Origin of the sequence: Streptosporangium album, assembly GCF_014203795.1 — a bacterium.
Lineage (GTDB): Bacteria > Actinomycetota > Actinomycetes > Streptosporangiales > Streptosporangiaceae > Streptosporangium > Streptosporangium album.
Window position 1 is genome coordinate 236,703 of record NZ_JACHJU010000005.1, and the last position, 24,642, is coordinate 261,344.

Genomic DNA, 24,642 nt, shown 5'->3' on the forward strand with positions numbered 1-24,642 from the left:
GTTACTCCTTCTGGGCAGGCACGCGGGTCTTGTCCGGGTCCTCGGTGTCGGTGACGGTGGTGGCGGCGGCCTTGACCGGTGGCTCCTCCACTGCCTGGGAGGCCATTCCCAGGTCGGCGTACCGGGCGATGGTGGCCGCCGCCCGGTGTACCGCGCCCACCGGGACGGTGGGGACCAGCCTGTCGAGGAAGGCGTACCGGCGGGCCAGCGAGTCGGCGTAGGCGCCGGTGTGACCGGCCGCCGCCCGCACCCCATGCCACCAGTCGGCGATGTCCCCCCACCCGGGCGCGGCCAGCGATCCGCCGAACTGCTGTACGGCCAGCGCCGAGCAGACCTCGGCGAACGCGAGCCGGTCGGCCAGCGGCCAGCCACAGAGGGTGCCGAGCACGATGCCCGCACCGAAGACGTCCCCCGCGCCGGTCGGGTCGAGCGCCGTCACCCGCGGGGCGGGGACGAACGCCTCCTCGCCGGTCATGGAGTCGATGGCCATGGCGCCGTTGGCCCCATCGGTGACCACGGCGAGGGGAACCCGGTCGGCGAGCGTGTACAGCGCGTCGCGGGGGGTGTCGGTGCCGGTATAGGCCATGGCCTCGACCGCGTTGGGCATGAACGCGTGGCAGACCGAGAGCTGGTCCAGCAGTTCGGGCGACCAGGTGCCCGACGGGTCCCAGCCCACGTCGGCGAAGAGGAGCGCGCCGTCCTGGCGCGCCAACTCGGCCCAGTTGCACGGGTTGGTTCCGCCGAGTGGCTCCTCGGCGGAGAGTGCCAGGATCACGGCCCTGGATCGCGGCGGGGAACCGATCATCTCCGACGCCGACATGGGAGCGGGGTGGCCGTGGGTGACCATGCTGCGGTCGCGGTCGACGGCCATCGAGACCGTCACCGGTGAGTGCCAGTGCTCGAAGCGCCGTGATTTGGACAGGTCGACCGATTCCTGCTCCGCGAGCGTGCGCCAGCAGAAGTCACCGTAGTCGTCGTCACTGAACGCGGCGGCCAGCGAGGTGCGCAGTCCGAGCCGGCTGGTCGCGATGGCGAGGTTGGCGATCCCGCCCGGGCACGAGCCCATGCCCTCCGCCCACGCCTCAGTGCCTGCGGCGGGCATCGCCGCCAGGCCGGTGAAGACGATGTCGAGGAAGACGGTGCCCGCCAGGAAGACATCGAACTGCGGCCCTTCCGGGGTCCGCTGATCGGCGAGAGGGTCGTATGCCTGAGCAGACACAGGGATGAGTCCTTCCTCAACAGACAGGTGTGCGTAATTTTGCACGTTTAGGCGCGTATATCAAGGGCCTTGCGTACGTACCTGGTGTATCCTGCTCGCTTATGCGTGGAGATGACTGATAGAGTCCGACTGTGCTTCAGCGCCTTCGGCATGCAGAGATCATGCGCCGGGTCCGCCTCTCAGGCGCCACCAGCGTCAGCGACCTCGCCAGACAGCTCGGTGTGAGCCCATCGACCATCCGCCGGGACCTCGAGGTGCTCGACCGCGACGGCACGCTGAGGCGCGTGCGCGGGGGCGCGTTCGCCAGCGTCGACGCCGACGACGACCTGCCCTTCGCCGAAGTGGCGGCCCTCGACGAGCAGGACAAGGAGGCCGTGGCCGTCCGCGCCGCGCAGCTCGTGCGCGACGGCGACGTGATCCTGCTCGACATCGGTACGACGACGATGCGCCTGGCCCGTCAGCTTCGCGGCCGCCGCGTCACCGTGATCACCTCCAGTCTCGCCGTATTCGATGTGCTGCGCAGCGACCCTGCGATCGAGCTGCTGCTGCTCGGCGGCATGGTCCGACGGACCTACCACTCGCTGGTCGGGGTGCTGACCGAGGAGGCGCTGCGCCAGGTGTGCGCCGACCGCGTGTTCCTGGGCACGAGCGGCGTCCGGCCGGACGGCCAGCTTGTCGACAGCACGCTCGCCGAGGTGCCGGTGAAGCGGGCGATGATCGCGGCAGCGGGGCAGGTGGTACTGCTGGCCGACCGGCACAAGTTCCCCGGCACCGGTGCCCTGCGAGTGTGCGGCCCCGAGGACATCGACGTCATCGTCACGAACCAGGGCACCGACGAGACGACGCTGCGTAACTGCGCGGCAGCGGGCGCGGAGGTGCTGCTCGCGTGAGCGCCGCTCGCACAGTCAGGGCCTGTGAGCAGAACGAGACAGCTATCAGGGAAGGCAGAGGGCTGCGATGAAACTGGCCGTTCTCGGAGGCGGAGGCTTCCGGGTCCCGCTCGTGTACGGCGCGCTTCTGCGCGACACCGCCAAGCCGCGCGTGGAGGAGGTGGTGCTGTACGACGTGTCGGCGGAGCGGCTCGCGGCCATCCGCCATGTGCTGGACCAGCTCGCCGCCGACTACGACCTCCCGCCCAGGGTGCGGACCACCACGGACCTGGACACCGCGCTGCGCGACGCCGACTTCGTCTTTTCGGCGATCCGAGTGGGCGGTCTGGCGGGACGCACCGCGGACGAGCGGGTCGCGCTGGAGCTGGGCCTTCTCGGCCAGGAGACAACCGGACCCGGCGGCATCGCCTTCGGTCTGCGCACCGTCCCGGTGGCCGTGCGCGTGGCCGAGCGAGTGGCCGCCCTCGCGCCCCGGGCCTGGGTCATCAACTTCACCAACCCGGCCGGCATGATCACTGAGGCCATGCAGAGCGTGCTCGGCGACCGCGTGGTCGGTATCTGCGACTCGCCGATCGGGCTGATCCGGCGGGCCGCCGCCGCCCTCGGGCTCGATCCGGCGCGCGTGTCGCCGGATTACGTGGGGCTGAACCACCTCGGCTGGCTGCGCGGGCTCACCCACCAGGGCCGCGACGTGCTGCCTGACCTGCTCGCCGACGACGCGGCGCTGCGCCAAATCGAGGAGGCCCGGATCTTCGGCGGCGACTGGGTGCGGACCCTTGGCGCACTGCCCAACGAATATCTCTACTACTACTACTTCACCCGCGAATCCGTCGCCGCGATCAGCGGCGCCGAGCACACCCGCGGTGAGTCCCTGCTCGGGCAGCAGGACCGGTTCTACGCGTCCGTACGAGAGCGGCCCGAACACGCACTCGCCGAGTGGGGCAGGGCACGCAAGGAACGCGACGCGACGTACATGGCCGAGACCCGCGACATCGCCGACGCAGGCGAACGCGACGCCGCCGACATGGAGGCGGGCGGGTACGAAGGCATCGCACTCGCCCTCATGGCCGCCATCGCCCGTGGAGAGTCCACCACCATGATCCTCAACGTCCGCAACGGCACCGCGGTGCCCGGCCTGCCCGCGGAGGCGGTTGTCGAGATCCCCTGCGTGGTGAACGGCTCCGGAATCCGGCCGCTGGCCACCCGCCCACTCCCCGGCCGCTTCCTCGGCCTCGTGGAACAGGTCAAGGCGGTCGAACAGACGACCATCGCAGCCGCCCTGTCGGGCTCGTCCCGCCTGGCCATCGAGGCATTCGCCCTGCACCCCCTGGTCGACTCGGTCAGCACCGCGCGCAAGCTGCTCGACGGCTACCGCGCCCGCATCCCGGAGCTGGCCACCGTCCTCCACGGCACCCCTTAGCTTGCGATTTAACGTCACTCTCGGTGTTCGTTGCCGGTCGTTACGGTCTTTCGGTAGGGCGGACGCTTGTCCTTCGGCCGGTTCCTTGATCCTTTTGGGCGTCCGGGTCCGGGTCGGGTGAGTTTCGGCGAGCCGGCGGGCGTCCCCAATTTCGCACGGAGACGGCGAAAGCCGAGGCGGACCCGGTACGGGCTGAGCGGCCTTCCCGGTTCGGGGCGTGGATGCCAGGGGCGGCGCAGGTCATCGACGTGCGGGCTGGCCAGCCGGAGTTGGGCGTAGGCGGCCATGATCAGATGCATCCAGCGGTCGGTGGCCTGCGCGGAGGAAAGGTGGGCGCGGGCCATACCCAGGTAGACCTTGGCGAACCGGTGGAAATGCTCTTGGTCGAAACGACGCAGGTAGGCCTTCCACAGCAGATCCACCAGATCCAGATCGACCTCGACGGGCCCGGCATGCCACAGCCAGAGATCTTTGGTGGGCTTGCGGCCGTCGGGCAGCCGGTCCACGACGATCTGCAGGACGGTACCGCGCACGATGGGCAGCCGCTCATCGGCGGGGTGACCGGCCCAGCGACCGGTGCGGGTGAGCTTTTGATGCAGGCCCTTCCACGCGCGTACCCTCACGGTGCCGTACCGGGCCGATCCTGCGCTCAGGTCGATGTCCGGGGCATACCGCTTGGCCGCATCCGAGCAGGAGAACTCCTGGCCGTGACGCTTACCCGCGCCCATTTCGCCAGGTCGCCGGGGTTCGGGGTCGGCGTAGAAGACGCGGGTGGCGCGCAGCCGAACCAGGACCTGAACGTGCCGACCGGTCAGCGCGTGGGAGATGTCGGTGGCGTAGTTCCCGGCGTCCAGCATGATCAGCGGCGGCGGATCGCCCCCGGTGAGCCGGCCGGTCGACTCCAGGTCCGCCAGCAGGCCGGTGATCTGCTCGATGGTGACATCGGTGTGCTCCTGGCTCGGCCGCAGCCGGCGCGCCTCGATCGGGTCCACCCATGAGGAGTCTCCCCACTGCACACCCACCAGCAGGCTGTAGGGCCAGCCGGGCAGGAACTTGTCGCCGCCCTTGCCGCGTACCTGCACCATCACCCGCTCGTCGGCATATTCGGCGTCGGGCCGCGCGTCCGGCGTGATGTCCAGCGCGAACATCAACGGCTCGCCCGGCCGGGCCGCGGCAGATACCCCGAGCAGCAGGCGCCGCAGCCCGCCCGCGTCGATCCGGCCCTGATCCAAAGCGGCGTAGACCGAGCCGTGCCCGCGGCGGAACTCCGGCTCCATCGACAACTCCACCGGCGAGCGCACCGGCCCCTGCGCGCACAGCAACGCATCGGTGAGCTCGAACAACGCGTCCGCCCGGCGCCACAAGAGCCGGTGGAGGCCGGCCCGGAAATCGATCAGGGGACGAAGATGTGACCGACCGGATGCCCCAATGTGCTCCGTCACCTCGCGCGCTGCTGCGATAGTCGGCATCTGCGGCCACCTCTCGGGTCTCCGGCGTCTTGACAACACCGAAGATGGAGATGGTGGCCGCTCTCTTGGGCGCGACACGCCGTACCACGACGGTTACATTCCGGTGCATCCCGCCATGTCGCGATAGTCCTACTATCGGCCGCTATCTGCCCCAGACTGCACCAACATCCGGACCTGCTTAAATCGCAAGTTATGTATTCAGCGGCAAAACCTCGCACACCTCCGTGGGCTGCGCGACCGACGCCCTCCGCTACTACGGCCCGTCGGCGATCGTCCAATGCCGCAACGTAGGCACCTTCCCGACCAACCATTACGAACTATGGGTAAAGCCGTAGCAACACGCCACGGCCTCTAGTTCGGCCGTCCCGCCGAACCTGCGAACACTTTCGACTCCTCGGTCAGCTCCAGAGGCTACGGGAGGGCCCCTGTCCCCTGCGGGCGGCGGGGGCCTTTTGCGTACGGGGGTCCAGGACCTTCGAAGGCTTCCGGTCGCGATCATCGGCGGTCAAACCGATGCTCACCAGGACCCGGGTTCGACAGATCATCGGGCTTTCGGGGACATTATGGATCTGTACGTGCAGGTCACAGGCCGCACGGCTAGCGGAAACAACGAAATCGCCTAGTGACACGCTTTCGCTCTAAGACGGCTATTTACGCGGGGATATAGCGGTATCGTCTAGTGGCATGTACGTGAAGACTGCGACCCGGCGGACCAAGGATGGCCAGGAGATCCGCTACCTCCAACTGGCCCACAACGAGTGGGACGCCGACGCGCAGCGGTCCCGGACCAAGGTGCTGCACTCCTTCGGCCGCGCCGACCAGTTGGACCGGGCCGCGATCGAGCGGCTGGTCGTGTCGCTAGGCCGACTGCTCGATCCGGACCGTGCCGCAGTGTTGAGCGCCCCGGCGGGACTGGAATTCCTGGAGGCACGCCCGCTGGGCGGCACCCACATGCTCGACGGGCTGTGGCGACGGCTGGGCATCGACGCCACGATGAAGCGGCTGCTGGCCGGGCGGCGGATGGACGCCCGAGCCGAGCGGACGCTGTTCGCGCTGGTCGCCAACCGGGCGCTCGCGCCGTCGTCCAAGCCGGCCGCGACCGAGTGGATCAACTCCGACGTGCACATCGACGGCCTGACCGTCATCGACGAGCAGGCCTGCCACCGGGCAATGGACTGGCTGGCCGAGATCGAACCCGTCCTGGCCAAGGACGTGTACTTCCAGGTCACCGACCTGCTGAACCTCGAAGTCGACTTGATCTTCTTCGATACGACCAGCACGTATTTCGAGACCGATCAGGCCGATGAGCCCGTCGCTCGCGACGAGCGAGGCCGCCTCCTCGACCAGCCCGCCGGCCCGTCCGCCACCGGCGACGACAACCCAGACGGCGCCGGGGAGAAGGTGAAGCTGCGCGGGTTCCGCTCCTACGGCAAGAGCAAGGACTCACGGCCTGATCTCCCGCAGGTCGTGGTCGGCATGGCGGTGACCCGCGACGGCATTCCGGTGCGGGTCTGGTCCTGGCCGGGCGCTACCGGCGATTCGGCCCTCATCCGCCAGGTCCGCGACGACCTGCGCGAATGGACGCTGTCCAAGGTCATCTACGTGGCCGATCGAGGCTTCTCCTCCGCCACGAACCGCAAGGCTCTGATGCAAGGGGGCACCGGCTACATCATCGGCGAGAAGCTCCGCTCGGGCACCGCCGAGGCCAAGACGGCCCTGTCCCGGCAGGGCCGCTATGCCACCGTCGCCGACAACCTGCAGGTCAAAGAGGTGAAGATCGGATCGGCTGACCGCTTCATCATCTGCTATAACCCCGATCAGGCCGTCCGCGATGCCGCCGTCCGTGAGCAACTCATCTCCCAGCTGACCGAGATGATCGACGGCACCGACACCCTTAGCCGCACCAAACGAGCCGATCTCGCCGGAGTCATCTCCACCAAGCCAGGCCTGCACCGTTTCCTACGCCAGACGCCCGGTGGACTACTCCGCGTCGACCGCGCGAAGATCGAACGCGAGACGAACCTGGACGGCAAGTACCTGCTGCGCTGCAGCGACCCCAGCCTGAGCCCCGAGGATGTCGCGCTTGGATACAAGCAACTCCTGCAGGTGGAACGAGGCTGGCGCGACATGAAATCGATCATCGACCTGCGGCCCGTCTACCACCGCCGCGAAGACCGCATCCGCGCCCATGTCCTGCTCTGCTGGCTCGCCCTGCTGCTGATCCGCGTCGCCGAGAACGCCACCGGCCAGACCTGGACCACGCTGCGCGCCGAACTGCAGCGCCTGCACGTCATCGCCTACACCGGCCCCTCGGGCGCCTTCCGCCAGTCCACCGAGCTCACCAAGCCCCAGCGCGACCTGTTCATCGCCCTCGACGTCCCCGCGCCCAAGAAAATCCTCGATCTGGCCGTCGCCGACTGACCGCCGGCCCGAGTCCCGCCTCGCGACCACCTGCACGCCTAGTGACACGCCCTTCCGGCGCGTCCTAGGCGTTTCCGCTGTTCAGGCAGGCATTGATGCCCCTAGTAGAACAATCATCTGTCGAACCCGGGCAGGACAATGCTTAGCGCACGATCCGGTTCCGATGTTCCTCGGACCCCAGGACAACCATGGCCCGCCCGGTAGCGTCTCAGGTGACTTGCCTGGCGTGCTTGATCTCGGCGGCTGGAAACGGCGTCCGCTTGCTCGTGTTGAGCAGGCGGTGGTGGAACTCGTTCAAGACGATGGCCGCCGGGGCGTGCCGGTCGATGATCGCGGCAGTCGCGGGCGGGACGTCATCGGGCTGTCGCCCTGCGATCCATTCCCGCAGGAACGCCTGCTGGTCGAGGTCGCCGCGCAGGTCGTCGAGCAGGTGGTGGTGCAGCAAATGGCCCGTGGTGTAGCAGTGGTCATAGTCGAGATGTTCGGACAGGAACGCGGCCTCGGCCACGGTGAGCTCGAAGCCGGAACTCAGGGCAAGTCCGAAGTCGGCGAAGTAGAGCCGCTGGCCGTCGGTCAGGATGTTGACGAAATGGGCGTCGAAGTGGACGAGCCCGCGAGAGCTCATGAAGGCGCTTCCACGTGCCAGAGCCTCCTCCACCCAGGGGTACGGCGAGCCTTCTCCGCTGCCCGGCGCGGCCTTCCGCGAGTCGGCCAGCCAGGCGGCGAGAGTCTGCGGCACGTGTTCCAAGAAGAGCACCAGGCTGGATGTTGAGCGGCCGACGGCCTCCAGGCGTTCACGGACGGCCGACGAGCCCTCCCAGTGCGCGACCGCCCCATCGATGCCGCCGAATTCGTCGACGAACCCCTCGGGTGGGGAGTCGGGCAGCACCCGCCAGTGGTACATCAGCGGAAAGCCCTCATACTCCCGCCCGAGGACCCAGTTGGTGGTCATGGTGTGTACGGCCAGCTCACGCCAGCCTCCGAACCCGGCCGAGCCCACCCCGTACTGGTAGAATAACGGCAGCCCGAACAGGTTCGCCGTCGAGCGCACGTTCTCCGGCCGCAGCTCGATGTCGGTCAGCGGGATCCGTTTGATGAAGACCCGCCTCCCGCTGATGTCCATCTCCGCCGATCTGCCGCCGATGCCGGACCCGAGCGCAGTGGCTTCCGTCACGGCTTGGCTGAGTCGGCGGTCGCTCAGCAGCGACAGCCGGGTGGAGACCGCTCCGTAGGCGGCCAGGCGCGCGGCGTACCGCGAGTCTGGGTTGGGCATCAGTGGTGGCTCCTGAGTCTCCCCGCCAGACGTTGGCGAGCTATCGGCGTGATCGGCCCTATTCGACAAGGCCAGCATGCTCTCACAAACGCTCCATTCCCGGAGGAAGATCAATCGGACATCGCGGTGACCGTCTGGATCACCAATCCCTTTTCACAACTCGTTCTCACTCAAAAAGCGAGACCCACCCCTTGTGAGAAATGTTTGTGACACGATGCGAGGTGTGGCCGACCTCCCCGCATCCTCCGTGCCCCCTGCCGACCGCGACGCCGACGACGTCGAGCACCACCCGTGCCCGCGCTGCGGCGTGGCGGCGGGCTCGCCGTGCCGATCCCGTTCCGGCGCCGTCGCCGGGACCTACCACACCGGCCGCTTCACCAAGGTCGGCCGGCTGGCAAAGCTGCTGCGGGTACAGACCCCTGCCGATCGCGGTCCGGGACAGCCGTGGCGGCCCGGCACCCCGCCACCGGCCCCACTCGCCACGGATGCGCCCACCGCTGACATCCGGATCGGATACGCCCGTTGCAGCTCGCTGACCCAGGAACTGCAGTCACAGCTGGATGCCCTCGCGGCCCACGGCATCGATCGCGACAAGATCTTCTCCGAGAAGATCTCGACCCGGGTCCGGGTCCGCCCCCAGTTCGAGGCCGCGCTCACCCTGGCCCGCCAGATCAAGGCACACGCCCCGCACTGCCGCGTCATCCTGACCGTGTACGAAATGAAACGGCTCGGCCGCGACGCCGCCGAACTCACCGCACTGGCCGACCACCTGGTCGCGCACGGCCTGGTCCTGGAGATGCTCGGCGGGCCGCTGGCGGGCCTGTACGACCCATCCGGCCCAGGCCGGATGCTGTTCGCCTTCTTCACCGCGATGGCCGAAACCGAACGCGAAGCCATACGGGAGGCGACCCTGGAGGGCCTGGACGCCGCCGCCCGCAAGGGCAACCACGGCGGACGGCCCGCCGTCATCACCGAGGACATGCTGCACACCGTGCTGCGCCGCAGGGCCGCTGGCGAGTCCGTCGAGACCATCCGAGCCGACCTGATCATCCCCACCGGGAAACGCAAGGGCCGCAACCCCAGCCTGGCCAGCATCTACCGCGCCCTGGCCGAGCACGACAAGGCGCAGGCCTACCCCGACGCGGTCGCCCAGGCCCACTCAGAGTTCGCCGAGCTCACAACAGGAACCTGACCACACCGCCGCAGGTCAGAGCTATATGTGTTGGATTCTTCGACAGGACTACCGGGACCCCGTGCGTGGGGAGGACTCCGCCGCGAGGACGAGAACGGCGAGTACTGGCGGCTCACCCCCACGTGCGTGGGGAGGACGGTTGCGGCGACCAGGGCGTTGGCGCCACCGACGGCTCACACCCACGTGCGTGGGGAGGACTCCACCACGGGCTCCTGGTGGACGAACACGCCCGGCTCACCCCCACGTGCGTGGGGAGGACCTCCACGCGGAGGCGGAGGTCGCTCGCGCGAACGGCTCACCCCCACGTGGGGGTGAGCCGCCCGAGTGCGGTCCGGTGAGCTCACCGCCACCGTCCTCCCCACGCACGTGGGGTGAGCCGACCGCATCAAAGCCGCCCTCAGCCCTCGCAGCGTCCTCCCCACGCACGTGGGGGTGAGCCGCTGCGTGATCATCGGGTCACCTCCGGACGGACGTCCTGTCGGCGCTGTAGCTGTGGGACCAGGCGTTCGGGGACCCAGATCGCTCACACTCCTGCTCGCGCAGCGAGCGCGTCGAGCGCTACCGCAACGCCTCTGCGAAAGTAGACAGCCTCTGTTGCAGGTGGCCGTGGAAGGCCTTCCCGTCCGGGCAGACGGCAGCAGCGGTCGGGGAGAGCTGGCCATGGGTGCGCCGCTGCCCGTGCGAGGGTGAAGTCGAGATCCGGTGGGTGGTGCTCGAGCCCGCCGGGTACGCCGTGCTGAGTCCGGAACCCGGGGGACTATCTGCGGACGCAGATCGCGCACCGATTAGGTTTCCGCGCCGCGCCCGTCTGTACGTGTGAGATCGACTCACGAGAGGTTGGCACGATGCGGAAACTGATCTTCGGCATGAACCTGAGCCTGGACGGCTACATCGCCGCGCCCGGCGACGACCTCGGCTGGAGCGTACCGAGCGACGAGCTGTTCCAGTGGTGGTCCGACCGGGTGGGGGCGACCGGCCTGGCGCTGTACGGGCGCAAACTGTGGGAGACGATGAGCTCCCACTGGCCGACCGCCGACCAGCAGCCCGGCGCCACACCGGCGGAGATCGAGTACGCCCGCCGCTGGCGGGACATGCCGAAGGTGGTGTTCTCCTCGACGACCAGCACGGTCGACTGGAACACCCGCCTGGTCACCGGCGACGCGGTCACCGAGATCACCCGGCTCAAGGCCGAAGACGGCGGCCCGATGGACATCGGCGGCGCCACGCTCGCCGGGGCGGCCATGCGGGCCGGGCTGATCGACGAGTACGTGCTGGTCACCGCACCGGCCTTGCTGGGCGGCGGCACGCCGTTCTTCACGGCCCTGGACAGCTGGGTGAACCTGAACCTGGTGGAGACGCGGACGTTTCCCGGCGGCGTGGTGCTGACCCGATACGAGACGAGGCGATGAGCACGGGCCAAATGCTCGGCTCGTGAGACCAGGTCCAAATCCTTCCTGGCGTGCTCACCGTGACCCTCGGCTATGAGGGAACCTTCCCCGGGCCCTTCCTTGCGTTCCGAGTGAGCTGTTGACCGACTCGCTGGAGATGAGGACGACGGCGTCGTTGATCATGACGATGTTCTTCGGATGCCCCGCCGGCAACGCCGGCGGGGCGGTGGTGTTCGAGTTGTCGCGTTGGTGTTCAGCTGGTCGGGGTGCTCATTCCGCGGTGACTTCGGTGACGGCGGCCCGTGCGCTGGATTCGTCGACGATGGGGACTTGTCTGATCACAGTGTCGGGGGCAGGCCCAGCCATGGTTTGTCGGTGGCGTCGAATCCGGTGAGCTCGGCGATCTTCCCGTCGACGATGTGCAGGACCGCGATGGTAAATAGCCGGTACTCCGGGTCGTCGGGGGTGCGGAGGTACAGCGCGGCGGCAGGCATGCGGTTGACCGTCGTGGTGATACAGCGCCAGTCGTCGTAGCCGCGCTGGAAGAGCCCAGCGGAGACCCAGCCGTCCACCGCGTCTTTGGCCGTCATGATCAAGGTGCCCGGCTCGGGCAGCATCGCGAAGCGCAGGTCGTCGCGCAGTAGGGACATCAGCCCGTCGAGGTCGTTGCGCTCATGGGCGTCGATATACGACTTCACCACGCCGCGCTCGTCATTCGACAGCTCGTGGGTGGCGGGGCTCCGCCAGTCGAGGCGGCGGTCGGGTAGCTGCTCGCGCATCGTCACGCGCGCCCGCTGCAGTGCGCTGGTTACCGATGCGACGGTCAGTTCGAGGGCGTCGGCGGCTTTCGACGCCGGCCAGCCGAGGACGTCGCGCAGGATGAACGCCGCCCGCTGCCGCGGCGGCAGGTGCTGGACGGCGACGATGAACGCCAGCTCGATCGTTTCCCGCGCCACCACCGATTCCTGCGGGTCCTCGGGGAGCATCCGGTCGGGGTAGGGCTGCAGGTACAGCACCTCGGAGCCGGGGTCCGGCAGCTCGGATGGTACGGGTGTGCGGTCGTTGCGCTTCTCCAGGAAGTCGAGGCAGGCGTTCGTCGCGATTCGGTACAGCCAGGTCCGCAGGGCCGCGTGGCCCTTGAACGACTTCCGCTTGTTCCACGCTCGCAGGAACGTCTCCTGCGTCATGTCCTGGGCGTCCTCGTAGTTCGCGAGCATCCGGTAGCAGTGCACCTGCAGCTCACGGCGGTGGCGCTCCGTGATGAGTGCGAATCTCGCCGTGTCGTCTGAGCGGACCGCCGCGAGGAACGTGGCCTCGTCGGCGCCCAGCGGTCTGGTGTCGGTCATGGTCATCAATCCTTCCACCGGTGCGAGGGGCTACCAGAACTGACGACGTGGCGGAGGATTTCTGATCGGTGAAGCCGCTGACACCAGGCCGTTCGTCAGGCCGGGTGGGTCGGGTCGATCCAGGGGACGTGCTCCGGGTCGGGCACACCCTCGATGTCGAGGTGGGGTCCCCGTGGTCAAGGCGCCGCCGGCTCGGTGAGCCGGGCTTCCAGGTCGGAGATCATCTGGGTCAGCAGGCTGGTGTTCTCGCGCCGGACCGCCTGCGGGCCGACCGTGTCGATGCCGGCGACCTTCGTGATGCACTCATCGGCGGCCTGGGCCATCGTCGCGAACTCGCTGCGGGCGATCGAGCGGGGGTTGCCGGCCTCGAACGTGGTGGCGCGGTGCATATCCTTCACCGACGTCATCGCCGCTCGTGCGGCCGACATCGCGTCGCGGGCGCTGAACTCGTCACCGTGCCCGCGGCGCATGTAGCGGGTGACCCAGACCCGGCGCCGGGCAGGGTCGGTGCAGGGCATGAACCGTTCCAGGCGGTCGCCCCGGTTGGCCGCGACCACGCGGGCGACCTTGACGGCCCGCCGCAGGCGGGCGCCATCCTTGATGCCGACGCGGGCGGCGATGTCGGCGTAGCTGACCTCGCGGCCGTGGTTGCTGCGCAGCCAGATCATCACTTCTGCGACGTCGGTCTCGGCGCGGGTCCAGCCCATTTCATCACGGCGGCGGCTCACAGGAATTTCCCGTTCTCGTCCATGAAAGCCGCGAGCGCGGCGTCGTCCAGAGCAGCGCCAGTGGCCATGTCACGGACGGCGGCGATCGCCGCCTCGGCGCCGTCACACAGTTCCGCGATGGCCTCGGCGCGGTCCGTGGTGAAGTTGATCTGCTGCTTGCTCAGCAACGCCAGCGCTCGTGAGGCGGCCATGCGGATCTCGGCCATGGCGTTGAAGACGTCCATGGACGCCTCGGCCTGCGATCCCTCGCTGGCTTCGCGAGCTTGTGCGGCATAGGAGTCCCGCTCGGCGCGGATGACGTCGGGGCTGAGCCCTGGCCCGGCCGGTGGCCCGCCCCGCCGCCGAGCGGCGTCGCCCGCGCACGCTGACGCCGACGCGCAACCACCCCGCTGGCCGGCGCCTCGACCGGCCCCACCGCAGCAAGCCGCCGATCCACCTGACCACCCGCTGACCTCACCCCATCCACGGCTGACCCCTCCCCGGGGTCGGCCCTTACCCACTGCGATCACCGACCAGCCAAGGAACCGGACATGATCGACACCGCCCCTCACCCCGATGACCGGCCAGCCGAGCAGACACCCACCGTCATCTGCGCCTACGACACGCCGGAGGCCGAACGGATCCGCCGCGAGGTCGGCCTGAACCGCGGTAACTCCATCTACGCCGTCTCCCCGGACTCCATCCGCGGCGTCCTGCAGGTGAAGCTCTACGTGATCGAGACGCCCCGCTTCGCAGACCGGCCGGACGCCGACCGCATCCAGAAGCAGCTCCGCATGAGCAGCCTCATCCAGACCCCGCACCCCGGTTGGAGCGCGACGTGGGAAGCCTGACCGGCCCCATGCCGCCCGCACAGGATCGGCTGTAGAGGCGTGAACGTCTTCAAGGAGCTGGACGCGCTGGCCCCGGCCGGGACCCGCGCCAACAAGTGGGCCCGGCGCCTGATCCTCGACATCGAGATCGAGCACTGGAGAGGGCCGGGCTCCCTCCTCGACTGGGTCAAGGAAGACCTCGGCCGCCGGCTGGACGACGGCCCGTACGTCACGCTCGTCCAGGAGCTGCCCGACCTCGCCGCCGCCGAGAGCGCCGACATCGATGAGCTCCGGTGGTCGGCGTGGCTACTGCAAACGGGCGGGTACACCGCGGTGTATGCCGCGTCCCTGCGCGCGATCCCCGACGCCACCGAGCACATCGTGCTCCGGGCCTCCCCGAACCTCCCGGATGGCTGGTTCCCGGACGAGTGGGACGGCCGATGGAGGGGTTCAGCCCACATAAGGTCAAAACCCACATTCGGTGGATCATGAACGGGTGTTGGAGTGCTCTTCCTCGCACCACGCGGGGCACTGTTTCATCTGGTCGGGCCTCATTCCGGATGGATCGTCACTACGTTCCAGCGTGCTGGCATGCCGTCGCCATGGCACTCCACCGCGGTCGCTGACCTGCCGCAATCAGCATGCCGCCATAAGGGACGAGCTCTATGATCAGGTTCGTCCTGATCGTTGAGATTCGGAGAAGATGTCAATCTCATGCGCCGTGCCATGGTCCTTCTGGGTGGCGTCGCCCTCGCCGTCGGCGCGTTCGCCCTCTTCTACCGGGGCCCGGGACAACCGTTCATCCGCGGTTACGTGAGCGACGTCGGCGCCACCATGCTGGTCTACGCGTTCTTGGGGCTGCTGTGGCGCACCACCGCCGCACGCCGCACCCTGGCCACGGCCGCGATCGCCGCCGCCGTCGAGTTCTACCAAATAGTCGGCATGACCCCGCCGGGCATCGGCGGTGTCCTGGTCGGCGCGTTCCCCGACCCATGGGACCTGGTCGCCTATGCCATCGGTGTGGTCGCGGCCCTGGCCTGGGAACGCCGATTGGTCCGATCCGGTGATCAGACCGGCTGACTCTCGGACTCCACCCCACCGGCACGCTGACGGTACGGATGCCCCACAGCGGCGAGGTCATCGGGTTCGTCCTGCGCGGCGGCCAGCCGTTGCAAAGCAGGACGAGGTTCGGCCCATATAAGCCCAAAACCCACATTCACCAGGTGTTGCCACTGGCGAGGAGCCTGATGGGCGGCGCGCGGCGGACACGGGTTGATGTACCGGATAAGGGACGGTTATCCGGTACATGGCCGTCGCCAAGGTATCGGCGACCTGCGGGTTCACCGGAACGGTCGCCGCGCGACTCGGGTGCGTTATCCGGTACATCAGCAGCCCAGCAAGATCGAATGTGGGTTTTGGGCTTATGTGGGCCGGACCCCATGGACGCTCCGGGCGAGCGCCGGCGTCAGACAGATGGGCCCGCTGCTCCTGCCGCCGGAGCACGGGTGGGATTACGGTGTCGCCTGGCCAACCGGCCGGATCGAGCTCAACGAGTCCGGGCAGGCAGCCGAGGTGTACGAGGTGATGAAGGACATGATCTACACATGAGCCCTATCTACCTCACCTCCCCCTCAGGGCAGGCCGCCTCATGACCGCGGCTACCGAAGTCGAGTGGTCCGCCTCGTCGGCGATGCGTGCCCTCATGGCCGCCCTGGATGAGCACCTGGACGTGTCAGGCCGGGAATCCCGGTGGTGGGAGACCTCCCTGACCCTGCACGGGGCCGCATGGCTCCGGTCGGAGGACTACGAGCGGCTTACCGCCGGCGAGGTACGGCGAGCCCTGTACGAGACGGCCGAGCGGGCGATCGCCGCGGTGGACGTCAGCGGCTGGCGACACGCCGACGCGCCCCAGCTCTCGCCGAAGGCGAGTGGTCCTCTTCGTCACATCAAGGTCGGGGCGTTAGGGGATTCCGCGGTCGGAGGTTTCCGGGAGCCGGGAGACACTGGCAGCACCTTCCCCAGCTCCAGGTCGGTGACGGTAATGAGGGGGCCAGAGCAGATGCGCTCTAGCAGGTCTGCCTGCTCAGGCTCCAGTTCCACGCACAACGTCAGAACGTTGAGCAGCTGCAGCAGCTCCGTGGTGAACTCCGCACTCCATTCCTTGGGGTTGATGTCGTCAAGGGGAGAGGACCTGCGGCCGGCTGGGTTCTTCTTGCGGTAGTCGAACCAGCGTTTGACGACCCGCCACCCTGAGACTTCGTAGGCCCATACTTCAGGGCGAACCGGGGATATCTGTCCAGCGCCGACGTGCAGGGTAGCTGTGTCCGGGTCGTAGGTGATCTCCTCGGGCATGTCGTCTGTCCCGCCTGGGATGGCCTCTTGAACCTTGGGCCGCTTGTCGGCAGACGGTTTGGGCGCTCCAGAGGGACGGTCCTCAGCCGGGACCCTGCTGGTTAACTCGGGTTCATGCGGCCAGGGCGAGGTCGGCCAGTTCGAGGCGGGCCAGGTGGCTGGTGCGGGTCCGATCCAGAGGATGGCCGTTCCACCAGGCATCCAGGCGGATCAGGTTGAGCGCGACGGCGGAGAAGCCGTGTTCGAGATGGACCTTCTTCAGCCCGCGGTAGCGGGCCCGGCGTAACCCGGTGACCGCGATGGCCTGGCGGACGGTTCCTTCGACTCCGGCCCGAAGCTTGTACTTGTCCCGCCAGCCGGTGCCGGTCTGCTCGGCGCGGGCCGCGTCCAGCGCCTGCTGCGCGGGCTGGGGATGCAGCGTGAGCTGACGCCGTTCGCGTTTGCCCGCGGTGCACTGAGCGCGCACGGGGCAGGGACGGCAGGAAGCGGTGGCGAAGGCGACGACGATTGCGTCTTTGCCGCGCTGGAGGCAGGGACTCCAGGACACGCTGGTCTGCCCCTGCGGGCAGGTGACCTGCCGGTTGTCCCAGTCGACGGTGAACGCGGCGCGGTCGTATCCGGCCTTGGCGCGCGCCTGGGGCGAGTGGTCCAGGAGCATCGGAGTGATGAGCGTCAGCCCGTAGGTCTGCCGCGCGCCGACGATCAGCTCGGCGGCGGCGTAGCCGGAATCGGCGTAGTGCTCGCCGGGCAGCAGACCCCGCCGGGCCAGCGCCTGGTGGATCTTCTCGGTCATCTTCGCGTCGGGCACGGTCGCGTCCGTGGTGGCCACGTTCGTGATCAGATTGGGCGGCACCCTGTCCGTGCCGTCCGTGCCGTCCGTGCCGTCCGTGCCGTCGGCGGTGGTATGGCAGGTTTCGCTGATGTGGACCTTGTAACCGTTCCAAAACAGGTCGTCGCCCTTGGCGGCCCAACGGGCATCGGTGTCGTAGGGAGAGGTCAGCCGCCATCTACCCGGCGGCAGCCCCTCTCCGTCTTCCTCCAGAGGACGCCGCCGCACCACCACCTCCCGTCCCTGCCGATCGGTGGTGCGCGTGTAGTTCTGCACCAGCATGACGCGCAGCGCCTGAACCGCCGGCAGCCGGCGCAGCCAGGCCGGGGAGAACGGCGCGTATACCGCCGCCATCAGCGCATAGCCGTCGGCGCCGTAGGCGAGCGCCAGTTCCTTGCGCTTGGCCTCCGAGGTCGGCAGCCGCCAGGAATCGACCCGGGTCCGGTAGCGCTCGGCCCACCCGCCCACCTCCAGCACCCGTTCCACCCAGTCCGGGGCAGCGGCCGAGATCGCCTCCAGCGCCGCGCGCACGCACTCGCCGGCCAGCTCCAGCCGGTTCAGGTCCCGCACCGCGCTGATCACGTGGGTGGAGTCGGTGCGCTGCTTGCCGCCCGCCGCCGGCAGGCCCTTGCCGACCAGCGCGGCCAAGAGCACCTCCAGCACCCGTTCCTCCAGAGCGCAGGCGATCACGCGGGAGCGGAACTCGCACAGCACACTGGCATCGAAGCCGGGATCGTCCAAGGCCAGCCCGTGAAGTCGGCCCGGGGCGCGGTCCCGACTTTTCAGTCGGGCCGTTTCCCCGGACCGCTTCCCGCACCCGGCGTGCCCCTCTCAAGGCACCGGGCGCTCCACAGACCCCGCTGTGCTGCGCGTTGTCTTCATCTCAGGCCGGCCAGGGGGAAGGGATGGCGGAACCTCGGTAGCGGTAGCGCGTGGTGCTCACCTTCGCCGGGTTGAACAGCTCCCGTTCCTCGCCGACCGGCCACCACCGGCCTGCACAATAGCGGCGGCGCAGCTCCTTCCAGGTGATCCGGCGGTGTTTCCGGCGTAACCACCTGATGACCTGGCCCCAGACGTAGGAGCTCAAGTACTGGAAGGTGGCGCTGGAGACGCCGGGCCGGAAGAAGGCGCACCAGCCCCGCAGCATCCTGTTCAGCGAGATGAGCAGGGCATCCAGTGGCACTCCGGTGCCTGTTTTGCGGCACTGCGCCCGCACCTTGCCCATCACGGCCTTGACGGCCTTGCGAGAGGGATAGGTGTAGACGTAGTACCGATCAGTGCCTCGCTTGCGATGACGCTGGATGCGCCACCCGAGAAAATCGAGGCCCACGTCGATATGGGTGATCAGGGTCTTGTCCGACGACAGGCGCAAACCCATCGGGGCCAAGACCCCGGCGATCTCCTCCCGCAGCACCTCGGCGTCGTCACGCGTGCCCGAGATCATCAGGCACCAATCGTCGGCGAAACGTATCAGCCGATAGTTCGGCTGCCCGGCTCGTCGGCGTTTGCGACGCTGCCACGCGGTGCTCGCTGGTCCTCCTGGTGCTCGGGCGATGTGTTCGTCCAGCACCGACAGGGCCACATTGCTGAGCAACGGGGACAAGATCGATCCTTGCGGGGTGCCGGTGTTGTTCTCTCGCAGCTCCCGATCCTCCCCGAGGATCCCAGCCTTGAGGAACGCCTTCACCAAGGTCAAGACGCGTCTGTCACCGACGCGAGCGCGCACCCGGTCCAATAGGGCCGAATGTGAGATCTCGTCGAAACAGGCCGTGATGTCGCCCTCCACGATCCACTCATAGGAGTGGGAGGCCAGGAGGTGCACCTCGGCTATTGCGTCATGAACCCGACGGTTGGGGCGGAACCCGTAGGAGCACGGCAGGAAATCCGCCTCAAAGATCGGCTCCAGCACCAGCTTCAGAGATGCCTGCACCACCCGGTCACGGATCGTGGCGATCCCCAGGCGACGCAACTTGCCATTCGCCTTGGGGATCATCCGCTCCCGGACCGGCAACGGGCGGAAACTACGGTCCTTGATCTGCGACCGCAGTTCACCGAGGAAAACCTCGACGCCCCGCACCGTTTCCACGTAGTAGGCGGTCTCACCGTCTACCCCGGCGGTCCTGGCTCCCTTGTTACCCCGCACCCGCGTCCACGCCATCAGCAAGAACGCGGGATCGGCGACGAGGTTGAACAGGTCATCGAACCTGCGTTGAGGGACCTTGCGGGCCCAACGGTGCAGCTTGGTCTGGATCTCCAGTACCCGGCGCTCCGCCTTGAGTAAGGCGTACTCCAGTTCGTCGGTATTCACCGGCGACCTCCCGGCCTTCCAGTTCTTCGGCTGCTGATCTGCTGTCCCCCTTCGCCGTGTACGCGCCTTTCGCGCGCTCGGACTACTACGAGGACTCCGCCACGGCCTGATGCCGTCAGCCGACGACGTGCCTGCCCTCCATCCGGCTGGCCGCCGGACAGGGTGGGCGGCACCAGACCGCTTCCCACGTTCACCACCACCCGGTCGACGAGCACGCCGCCCAGCTGTACCCCGGCAGCATCGCCACACCTACGCCGCAGACCTTCGGCGTGGCCTCCTCACCGTCGCACTTAACCGGCTTCGAAGTCGCCGCCGAGCTTCCGGCGGCGTGCACTGCATCCCGGCCCAGATCCGCCAGATTCGAGCCGGTGGAAATGTTACGGAGCTTCAGACGCTGGTTCCTCGCGTACGGCATCTCATCTCGCTTGCCGGACCCGCACCGTCTGGCAGTCCCGGTGCGTCCCGTCGTTGTCAGGGCCGCTTGCCACTCTCCCGTGCGTCTCCACGATCGAGCTGCCCTCAGCTTCACCGAACTGCTGCGACAATCCGGAGACGGGGGTCTTCCACCCCCATCCGGAACGGTGGCGCCTCGTGGCGCACGAACGCGTACTTCCAGGACAGGTCGGCGCGCACGGCCTCGGCGGCCTGGCGGTCGGTCAGGTTCTCCACCCGCTGCAGCACGGTGATCAGCGCCAGCCGTCCCGGTGACCAGCCCGGCCGGCCCTCGGCGCCGAACGCACCCGCGAACTCGGTGTCGGTGAACAACTCGCCGAGCTCGTCACGGACCCGGACCGGTAGCGGTCGCTGCCGTTTTCCCCGGTAGATCGCGTTGATCGCCTGAGCGATCTGCGGGTCAGGCTCGGGCCAGGCCTTCGGCTGCATCGACATCCAGCGTGCTCCATCCACGGCCGCGATGAGGAGACGACCGTGCACGGCATGTTGTCAGGGTCTACCGGGCCATGTCACGGGCTGGCCGTTCGCATGCCGCGAGTTAACCAGCAGGGTCGTCTTTCTCGCTACTTTTCCCCTGGTGACGCCGACCCGGGTGGAGGGCCATGTACGGAGAACGCCCAGGTCCTGGAGCTATTACGACGATGGAGGGCTCAGGGAACTGTGGGGTTATTCCTTATCCACTCAATATGGGTTGTGGGATGGGGCCGCTCCCCTCAAGGACCGGCTCTCGGAGCTCGATGAAATCGTGCCAATGGAATCTGATCGCGGTGGCCTGGCGCTCTGGTGAGCGCAACATCCGCGCCCTCGCCCGTGCCGTCGGCATCTCCCGCGACATCATCTACGCCGACCGACACGTGCTGTGCAATCAATAACGGGGGACGGGGCTAGAAGAACGTGGGCAGGCGCGTGACGTAGGGTTCTTCGAGGGAGTCGATCTCCTCAGCGGTGAGCTTGATGTCGAGCGCGGCGACGGCGTCGGTGAGGTGGTACGGCTTGGTCGCGCCCACGATCGGGGCGGAGACCACCGGGTTTTTCAACACCCAGGCCATCGCAACCTGCGCCATCGACACGCCACGTGCCAGGGCGATGCGCTGGACGGCCTCGACGATGGCCCGGTCGCTGTCGAAGAATATCGGCCGGTCCTGCTGGTCGACCCTCCGGTTGGTCTCCGCGCGCTGCGTGGAGCGTTCGCCCCAGGGTCGGGTGACCATTCCCCCACCCAGAGGGCTCCACGGGATGCTTCCCACGCCCTGATAGGCGAGCAGGCCGAACATCTCGCGTTCCTCCTCGCGGTGGATCAGGCTGTACTGGTCCTGCATGGAGGCGAACTGGGTCCACCCGTGGGCCTGCGCGGCATGCTGCATGGTGGCGAACTGCCAGGCCCACATCGACGAAGCACCGATATAGCGGGCCTTGCCTGCTTTGACTACATCGTGCAGCGCCTCCATCGTCTCCGCGACCGGCGTCTGCGGGTCGAAGCGGTGGATCTGGTAGAGGTCAACGAAGTCGGTGTCCAAGCGCCGCAGCGAGGCGTCGATCTGCTCCATGATGGCCTTGCGGGACAGCCCCGCCCCGCCCGGGCCCTGGTGCATCGGCGCCCACAACTTGGTGGCCAGAACGATGTCCTCACGCTGGGTGTACTTGCGCAGCGCCCGCCCGACGATCTCCTCCGAGGTGCCCAGGCTGTAGATGTTCGCGGTGTCCCAGAACGTGATGCCGAGCTCGACAGCCTGGCGGAAGATCGGCTCGGCCGCGTTGTCGTCGAGCGCCCAGGTCGTCCTCTTGGCGGGGTCGCCGAAGCTCATACAGCCCAAGGCGATCCGGCTGATCTTGAGCCCTGACGTTCCCAACCGCGTGTACTCCATGGCTTACTTCTCCTCGGTGAGGTGGACTTGTGTATTTGCTCCAGAAGGCGGCTGCCTGCACTCCCCACCGTGGCACGAACTGCCGCCTATGGCTTCCCACCATGGGGTTCCTGCTGTTGCAAGTACTGCCAGGACCTCCCATGCACGCAGAAGTAGACCTACAGTGGTAGATATGGACGCGCGCACCGAGTTCCACGACTTCCTCACCTCCCGCCGCGCCAGAATCACCCCCGCACAGGCCGGCCTGCCCGCCAACGGCGGAAACCGCCGGGTGACTGGTTTGCGTCGCGAGGAGGTCGCGCTACTGGCCGGCGTCAGCGCCGATTACTACATCAAACTCGAACGCGGCAATGCCCGCGGCGTCTCCGATAGCGTCCTAGAAGCCCTCTCTCGCGCCCTCCAGCTCGACGAGGCCGAACGCGCCCACCTGTTCGACCTGGCCGCCGCCAACAGAACACGGACACCTACGCGCACCCCCAAACCCCACGTGCGCCCCAGCATCCAGCGCATCCTGGACTCCATGTCCACCACCCCGGCCTACGTACGCAACCGCCGCCTGGACATCCTGGCCACCAACCAACTCGGTAAAGCCCTCATCAACCCGATCCTCGCGGCCCCGCGCCGGCCGCCCAACGTAGCCCGCTTCATGTTCCTGGACCCCACGGCTACCGACTACTACCTCGACTGGGAACGCATGGCCGCCGGCACCGTCGCGATCCTGCGGGCCGAAGCCGGACGCGACCCCCACGACAAAGCCCTGACCGACCTGGTCGGAGAACTCTCCACCCAGAGCGACCTATTCCGCACCCGCTGGGCCACCCACAACGTCCGCCAGCACCGCACCGGCGTCAAAACCCTCCACCACCCCGTCGTCGGCGAACTCACCCTCGACTACGACGCCCTGGAACTACCCGCCGACACCGGACTGACCATCATGGCCTACAGCGCCGCACCCGCCACACCCGCACGCGACGCCCTGAACCTGCTGGCCAGTTGGGCCGCGACCATCAACCAGAACAACATCTCCGATTCGGAGACTCATCCCACTCCCACTCCGTGGCCCGGCACCTCCGCCTAAAAGCATGCCGATCGTCCATCATCGCGACCGCCTCAGTCCCTACCGAGAGTGGAGCAGCTTCTCGACCGAGCAATGCTCAGAACCTGTGGATCGGCTCGGGGGCGTACCCTCCCGAGTGATCGATTCGAAGGTCACTGAGTAGGCCGACGTTGGCGCGTCGGCTGGGAGGGCACGCCCATGCTTACCGTAGTCAATGCCGACGGCGCGACGTCGAATGGTTCCTTGATCGATGAGATCGTCCGGGAGGGAGCGCGGCGGATGTTGGCCGCCGCGCTGGAGGCCGAGGTCAACTCCTACTTGGCCGAACTGGCCGACGCTCGCGACGCCGACGGCCGCCGTCTGGTGGTGCGCAACGGGTTCCACGCCGAGCGGACGATAGCAACCTCGGCCAGGCCTGTGCAGGTCAAGGCACCGCGGGTGAACGACAAGCGTGTAGATGCCGAGACCGGGGAGCGCAAGCGATTCTCTTCAGCGATCCTGCCACCCTGGGCACGCAAGACCCCGAAGATCTCCGAGGTGCTTCCGCTGCTGTATCTGCACGGTCTGTCCACCGGCGACTTCGTCCCGGCCCTGGAGCAGTTCCTCGGGTCGGCCGCTGGGCTGTCGTCGGCGACGGTGTCGAGGCCGACGTCGCAGTGGACCGACGATCACAAGGCGTTCCAGAAGCGCGACTTGTCGGCGACCGACTTCGTCTATGTCTGGGCCGACGGCGTGCATCTGAAGGTCAGGTTGGACCAGGCCAAGGCGTGCGTGCTGGTCCTGGTGGGCGTCCGAGCTGACGGCAGCAAGGAGCTGATAGCCCTGGACGAGGGTTATCGGGAGTCGTCGGAGTCGTGGGCGAATCTGCTGCGTGACTGCGCCCGGCGCGGGATGCGCGCCCCGCACCTTGCCGTCGGCGATGGGGCGCTGGGCTTCTGGAAGGCGCTGCGCGAGGTGTTCCCCGAGACCAAGGAGCAGCGCTGCTGGGTGCACAAAACTGCGAATGTCTTGGATTCCATGCCGAAGTCGGCGCAGCCGGCGGCCAAAGCCGCGATCGCAGACATCTACAACGCCGAGGACAAAGACCAGGCCACCAAGGCCATCAAGACATTCGAGCGGCAGTACGGCGCGAAGTTCCCCAAGGCCGTCAAGAAGATCGTCGACGACGCGGACGTGCTGCTGGCGTTCTACGACTACCCGGCCGAACACTGGATCCACCTGCGCACCACGAACCCGATTGAGTCAACATTCTCCACCGTCCGGCTGCGCACCAAGGTCACCCGCGGTGCCGGTTCCCGCGCGGCGGCCCTGGCAATGACGTTCAAGCTCATCGAGTCCGCCCAACAACGCTGGCGCTCGGTCAACGCGCCCCACCTGGTCGCTCTCGTGCGTGCCGGAGCCCGCTTCGAACGCGGTGTCCTCGTCGAGCGCGACGAGGACACCGCCGCATGACCGGCCACACGGAACGCCCGCTGCTCTTCCTCGACATCGACGGGCCGCTTCTCCCGTTCGGCGAGGACCCGCAACGCGCACCGCGGGTCACTACACCGGACTCGCACTTGGCGCGGCTCCCCTCCGAGGTGGGGCGTCGACTGGCGGCGCTGCCCTGCGATCTCGTCTGGG

Annotated in this window: 22 protein-coding genes and 1 pseudogene; 12 read left to right on the forward strand and 11 right to left on the reverse strand. The window is 67.9% G+C overall.

Annotation, left to right across the window (positions count from 1 at the left end):
- Position 1: 1 nt before the first annotated feature.
- The gene (locus tag FHR32_RS37470; RefSeq protein WP_184759219.1) at positions 2-1,219 is read right to left on the reverse strand and encodes a PfkB family carbohydrate kinase; all 1,218 of its coding nucleotides are present in this window, start codon (positions 1,217-1,219) and stop codon (positions 2-4) included.
- Positions 1,220-1,350: 131 nt separating this feature from the next.
- Between FHR32_RS37470 and FHR32_RS37475 the strand changes: the two genes are divergently transcribed.
- Positions 1,351-2,109 (forward strand): DeoR/GlpR family DNA-binding transcription regulator, encoded by a 759-nt coding sequence (locus FHR32_RS37475; protein WP_184759220.1) that lies wholly within the window; start codon positions 1,351-1,353, stop codon positions 2,107-2,109.
- A 67-nt stretch (positions 2,110-2,176) separates the two neighbouring features.
- Positions 2,177-3,529, forward strand: coding sequence for a 6-phospho-beta-glucosidase (locus FHR32_RS37480; RefSeq protein WP_184759221.1), 1,353 nt, complete (start codon positions 2,177-2,179; stop codon positions 3,527-3,529).
- Between the two features lie 14 nt (positions 3,530-3,543).
- Here the strand turns inward: FHR32_RS37480 and FHR32_RS37485 are convergent, their stop codons facing one another.
- Positions 3,544-4,998 (reverse strand): transposase, encoded by a 1,455-nt coding sequence (locus tag FHR32_RS37485; protein ID WP_281391177.1) that lies wholly within the window; start codon positions 4,996-4,998, stop codon positions 3,544-3,546.
- A 684-nt stretch (positions 4,999-5,682) separates the two neighbouring features.
- Between FHR32_RS37485 and FHR32_RS37490 the strand changes: the two genes are divergently transcribed.
- Complete coding sequence (locus tag FHR32_RS37490; RefSeq protein ID WP_184759223.1) at positions 5,683-7,419, forward strand: IS1634 family transposase; 1,737 nt, start codon at positions 5,683-5,685, stop codon at positions 7,417-7,419.
- 208 nt (positions 7,420-7,627) lie between these two features.
- Here FHR32_RS37490 and FHR32_RS37495 read toward each other — a convergent pair whose 3' ends face one another.
- Complete coding sequence (locus tag FHR32_RS37495; protein WP_184759224.1) at positions 7,628-8,692, reverse strand: protein kinase family protein; 1,065 nt, start codon at positions 8,690-8,692, stop codon at positions 7,628-7,630.
- A gap of 223 nt (positions 8,693-8,915) precedes the next feature.
- Here FHR32_RS37495 and FHR32_RS37500 point away from each other — a divergent pair, with 223 nt between their 5' ends.
- Positions 8,916-9,884 carry a recombinase family protein gene (locus FHR32_RS37500; protein ID WP_312882885.1) on the forward strand — a complete coding sequence of 323 codons (969 nt, stop codon included), beginning with the start codon at positions 8,916-8,918 and terminating at the stop codon, positions 9,882-9,884.
- Between the two features lie 845 nt (positions 9,885-10,729).
- Complete coding sequence (locus tag FHR32_RS37505; protein WP_184759226.1) at positions 10,730-11,293, forward strand: dihydrofolate reductase family protein; 564 nt, start codon at positions 10,730-10,732, stop codon at positions 11,291-11,293.
- A gap of 317 nt (positions 11,294-11,610) precedes the next feature.
- Here FHR32_RS37505 and FHR32_RS37510 read toward each other — a convergent pair whose 3' ends face one another.
- The 3 genes from FHR32_RS37510 to FHR32_RS37520 form a co-directional block, all read right to left on the reverse strand.
- A complete protein-coding gene (locus tag FHR32_RS37510; protein WP_184759227.1) occupies positions 11,611-12,618 on the reverse strand; it encodes an RNA polymerase subunit sigma-70 in 1,008 nt (335 codons plus the stop codon).
- A 176-nt stretch (positions 12,619-12,794) separates the two neighbouring features.
- Positions 12,795-13,346, reverse strand: a complete 552-nt coding sequence (locus FHR32_RS37515) for a hypothetical protein (RefSeq protein ID WP_221466763.1) — start codon at positions 13,344-13,346, stop codon at positions 12,795-12,797.
- On the reverse strand, positions 13,343-13,570 hold the full coding sequence (locus tag FHR32_RS37520; RefSeq protein ID WP_184759228.1) for a hypothetical protein: 228 nt from the start codon (positions 13,568-13,570) through the stop codon (positions 13,343-13,345). The genes FHR32_RS37515 and FHR32_RS37520 overlap by 4 nt, the downstream gene beginning before the upstream one ends.
- A 306-nt stretch (positions 13,571-13,876) precedes the next feature.
- On the opposite strand from FHR32_RS37520, the gene FHR32_RS37525 reads away from it, so the two are divergent.
- From FHR32_RS37525 to FHR32_RS46385, 4 genes are all read left to right on the forward strand, one after another.
- Positions 13,877-14,176 (forward strand): hypothetical protein, encoded by a 300-nt coding sequence (locus tag FHR32_RS37525; RefSeq protein ID WP_184759229.1) that lies wholly within the window; start codon positions 13,877-13,879, stop codon positions 14,174-14,176.
- A 39-nt stretch (positions 14,177-14,215) separates the two neighbouring features.
- Positions 14,216-14,647, forward strand: coding sequence for a hypothetical protein (locus FHR32_RS37530; protein WP_184759230.1), 432 nt, complete (start codon positions 14,216-14,218; stop codon positions 14,645-14,647).
- A 222-nt stretch (positions 14,648-14,869) separates the two neighbouring features.
- Positions 14,870-15,235 carry a DUF2809 domain-containing protein gene (locus FHR32_RS37535; protein WP_184759231.1) on the forward strand — a complete coding sequence of 122 codons (366 nt, stop codon included), beginning with the start codon at positions 14,870-14,872 and terminating at the stop codon, positions 15,233-15,235.
- Positions 15,236-15,628: 393 nt separating this feature from the next.
- The gene (locus tag FHR32_RS46385) at positions 15,629-15,763 is read left to right on the forward strand and encodes a hypothetical protein (protein ID WP_281391178.1); all 135 of its coding nucleotides are present in this window, start codon (positions 15,629-15,631) and stop codon (positions 15,761-15,763) included.
- Positions 15,764-16,096: 333 nt separating this feature from the next.
- On the opposite strand, the gene FHR32_RS37540 is transcribed toward FHR32_RS46385, so the two are convergent.
- The 4 genes and pseudogenes from FHR32_RS37540 to FHR32_RS47815 form a co-directional block, all read right to left on the reverse strand.
- The gene (locus FHR32_RS37540; RefSeq protein ID WP_281391179.1) at positions 16,097-16,708 is read right to left on the reverse strand and encodes a type ISP restriction/modification enzyme; all 612 of its coding nucleotides are present in this window, start codon (positions 16,706-16,708) and stop codon (positions 16,097-16,099) included.
- Entirely contained in the window at positions 16,620-18,077 is a 1,458-nt protein-coding gene (locus FHR32_RS37545) for a transposase (protein WP_184759233.1), read from the reverse strand. The genes FHR32_RS37540 and FHR32_RS37545 overlap by 89 nt, the downstream gene beginning before the upstream one ends.
- Positions 18,078-18,219: 142 nt before the next feature.
- The gene (gene ltrA, locus FHR32_RS37550) at positions 18,220-19,644 is read right to left on the reverse strand and encodes a group II intron reverse transcriptase/maturase (RefSeq protein ID WP_184759234.1); all 1,425 of its coding nucleotides are present in this window, start codon (positions 19,642-19,644) and stop codon (positions 18,220-18,222) included.
- Positions 19,645-20,250: 606 nt separating this feature from the next.
- A pseudogene (locus FHR32_RS47815) lies at positions 20,251-20,532 on the reverse strand (transposase); the annotation flags it as partial.
- Between the two features lie 302 nt (positions 20,533-20,834).
- On the opposite strand from FHR32_RS47815, the gene FHR32_RS46390 reads away from it, so the two are divergent.
- Positions 20,835-20,969, forward strand: coding sequence for a hypothetical protein (locus FHR32_RS46390; RefSeq protein ID WP_281391180.1), 135 nt, complete (start codon positions 20,835-20,837; stop codon positions 20,967-20,969).
- Between the two features lie 12 nt (positions 20,970-20,981).
- Here the strand turns inward: FHR32_RS46390 and FHR32_RS37560 are convergent, their stop codons facing one another.
- Positions 20,982-21,962, reverse strand: coding sequence for an aldo/keto reductase (locus FHR32_RS37560; RefSeq protein ID WP_184759235.1), 981 nt, complete (start codon positions 21,960-21,962; stop codon positions 20,982-20,984).
- A gap of 172 nt (positions 21,963-22,134) precedes the next feature.
- Here FHR32_RS37560 and FHR32_RS37565 point away from each other — a divergent pair, with 172 nt between their 5' ends.
- The gene (locus FHR32_RS37565) at positions 22,135-23,040 is read left to right on the forward strand and encodes a helix-turn-helix transcriptional regulator (RefSeq protein ID WP_184759236.1); all 906 of its coding nucleotides are present in this window, start codon (positions 22,135-22,137) and stop codon (positions 23,038-23,040) included.
- 177 nt (positions 23,041-23,217) lie between these two features.
- The gene (locus FHR32_RS37570; protein ID WP_184759237.1) at positions 23,218-24,471 is read left to right on the forward strand and encodes an IS256 family transposase; all 1,254 of its coding nucleotides are present in this window, start codon (positions 23,218-23,220) and stop codon (positions 24,469-24,471) included.
- Positions 24,472-24,642: the final 171 nt, after the last annotated feature.

What these genes read in the sequence shown, in the direction of transcription:
- FHR32_RS37480 (WP_184759221.1), top strand. Translation starts at nt 2,177, where the DNA reads ATGAAACTGGCCGTTCTCGGAGGCGGAGGCTTCCGGGTCCCGCTCGTG.
- FHR32_RS37485 (WP_281391177.1), bottom strand. Translation starts at nt 4,998, where the DNA reads ATGCCGACTATCGCAGCAGCGCGCGAGGTGACGGAGCACATTGGGGCA.
- FHR32_RS37490 (WP_184759223.1), top strand. Translation starts at nt 5,683, where the DNA reads ATGTACGTGAAGACTGCGACCCGGCGGACCAAGGATGGCCAGGAGATC.
- FHR32_RS37495 (WP_184759224.1), bottom strand. Translation starts at nt 8,692, where the DNA reads ATGCCCAACCCAGACTCGCGGTACGCCGCGCGCCTGGCCGCCTACGGA.
- FHR32_RS37505 (WP_184759226.1), top strand. Translation starts at nt 10,730, where the DNA reads ATGCGGAAACTGATCTTCGGCATGAACCTGAGCCTGGACGGCTACATC.
- FHR32_RS37510 (WP_184759227.1), bottom strand. Translation starts at nt 12,618, where the DNA reads ATGACCGACACCAGACCGCTGGGCGCCGACGAGGCCACGTTCCTCGCG.
- FHR32_RS37520 (WP_184759228.1), bottom strand. Translation starts at nt 13,570, where the DNA reads ATGGACGTCTTCAACGCCATGGCCGAGATCCGCATGGCCGCCTCACGA.
- FHR32_RS37525 (WP_184759229.1), top strand. Translation starts at nt 13,877, where the DNA reads ATGATCGACACCGCCCCTCACCCCGATGACCGGCCAGCCGAGCAGACA.
- FHR32_RS37535 (WP_184759231.1), top strand. Translation starts at nt 14,870, where the DNA reads ATGCGCCGTGCCATGGTCCTTCTGGGTGGCGTCGCCCTCGCCGTCGGC.
- FHR32_RS46385 (WP_281391178.1), top strand. Translation starts at nt 15,629, where the DNA reads ATGGGCCCGCTGCTCCTGCCGCCGGAGCACGGGTGGGATTACGGTGTC.
- FHR32_RS37540 (WP_281391179.1), bottom strand. Translation starts at nt 16,708, where the DNA reads ATGCCTGGTGGAACGGCCATCCTCTGGATCGGACCCGCACCAGCCACC.
- FHR32_RS46390 (WP_281391180.1), top strand. Translation starts at nt 20,835, where the DNA reads ATGAAATCGTGCCAATGGAATCTGATCGCGGTGGCCTGGCGCTCTGGT.
- FHR32_RS37560 (WP_184759235.1), bottom strand. Translation starts at nt 21,962, where the DNA reads ATGGAGTACACGCGGTTGGGAACGTCAGGGCTCAAGATCAGCCGGATC.
- FHR32_RS37565 (WP_184759236.1), top strand. Translation starts at nt 22,135, where the DNA reads ATGGACGCGCGCACCGAGTTCCACGACTTCCTCACCTCCCGCCGCGCC.
- FHR32_RS37570 (WP_184759237.1), top strand. Translation starts at nt 23,218, where the DNA reads ATGCTTACCGTAGTCAATGCCGACGGCGCGACGTCGAATGGTTCCTTG.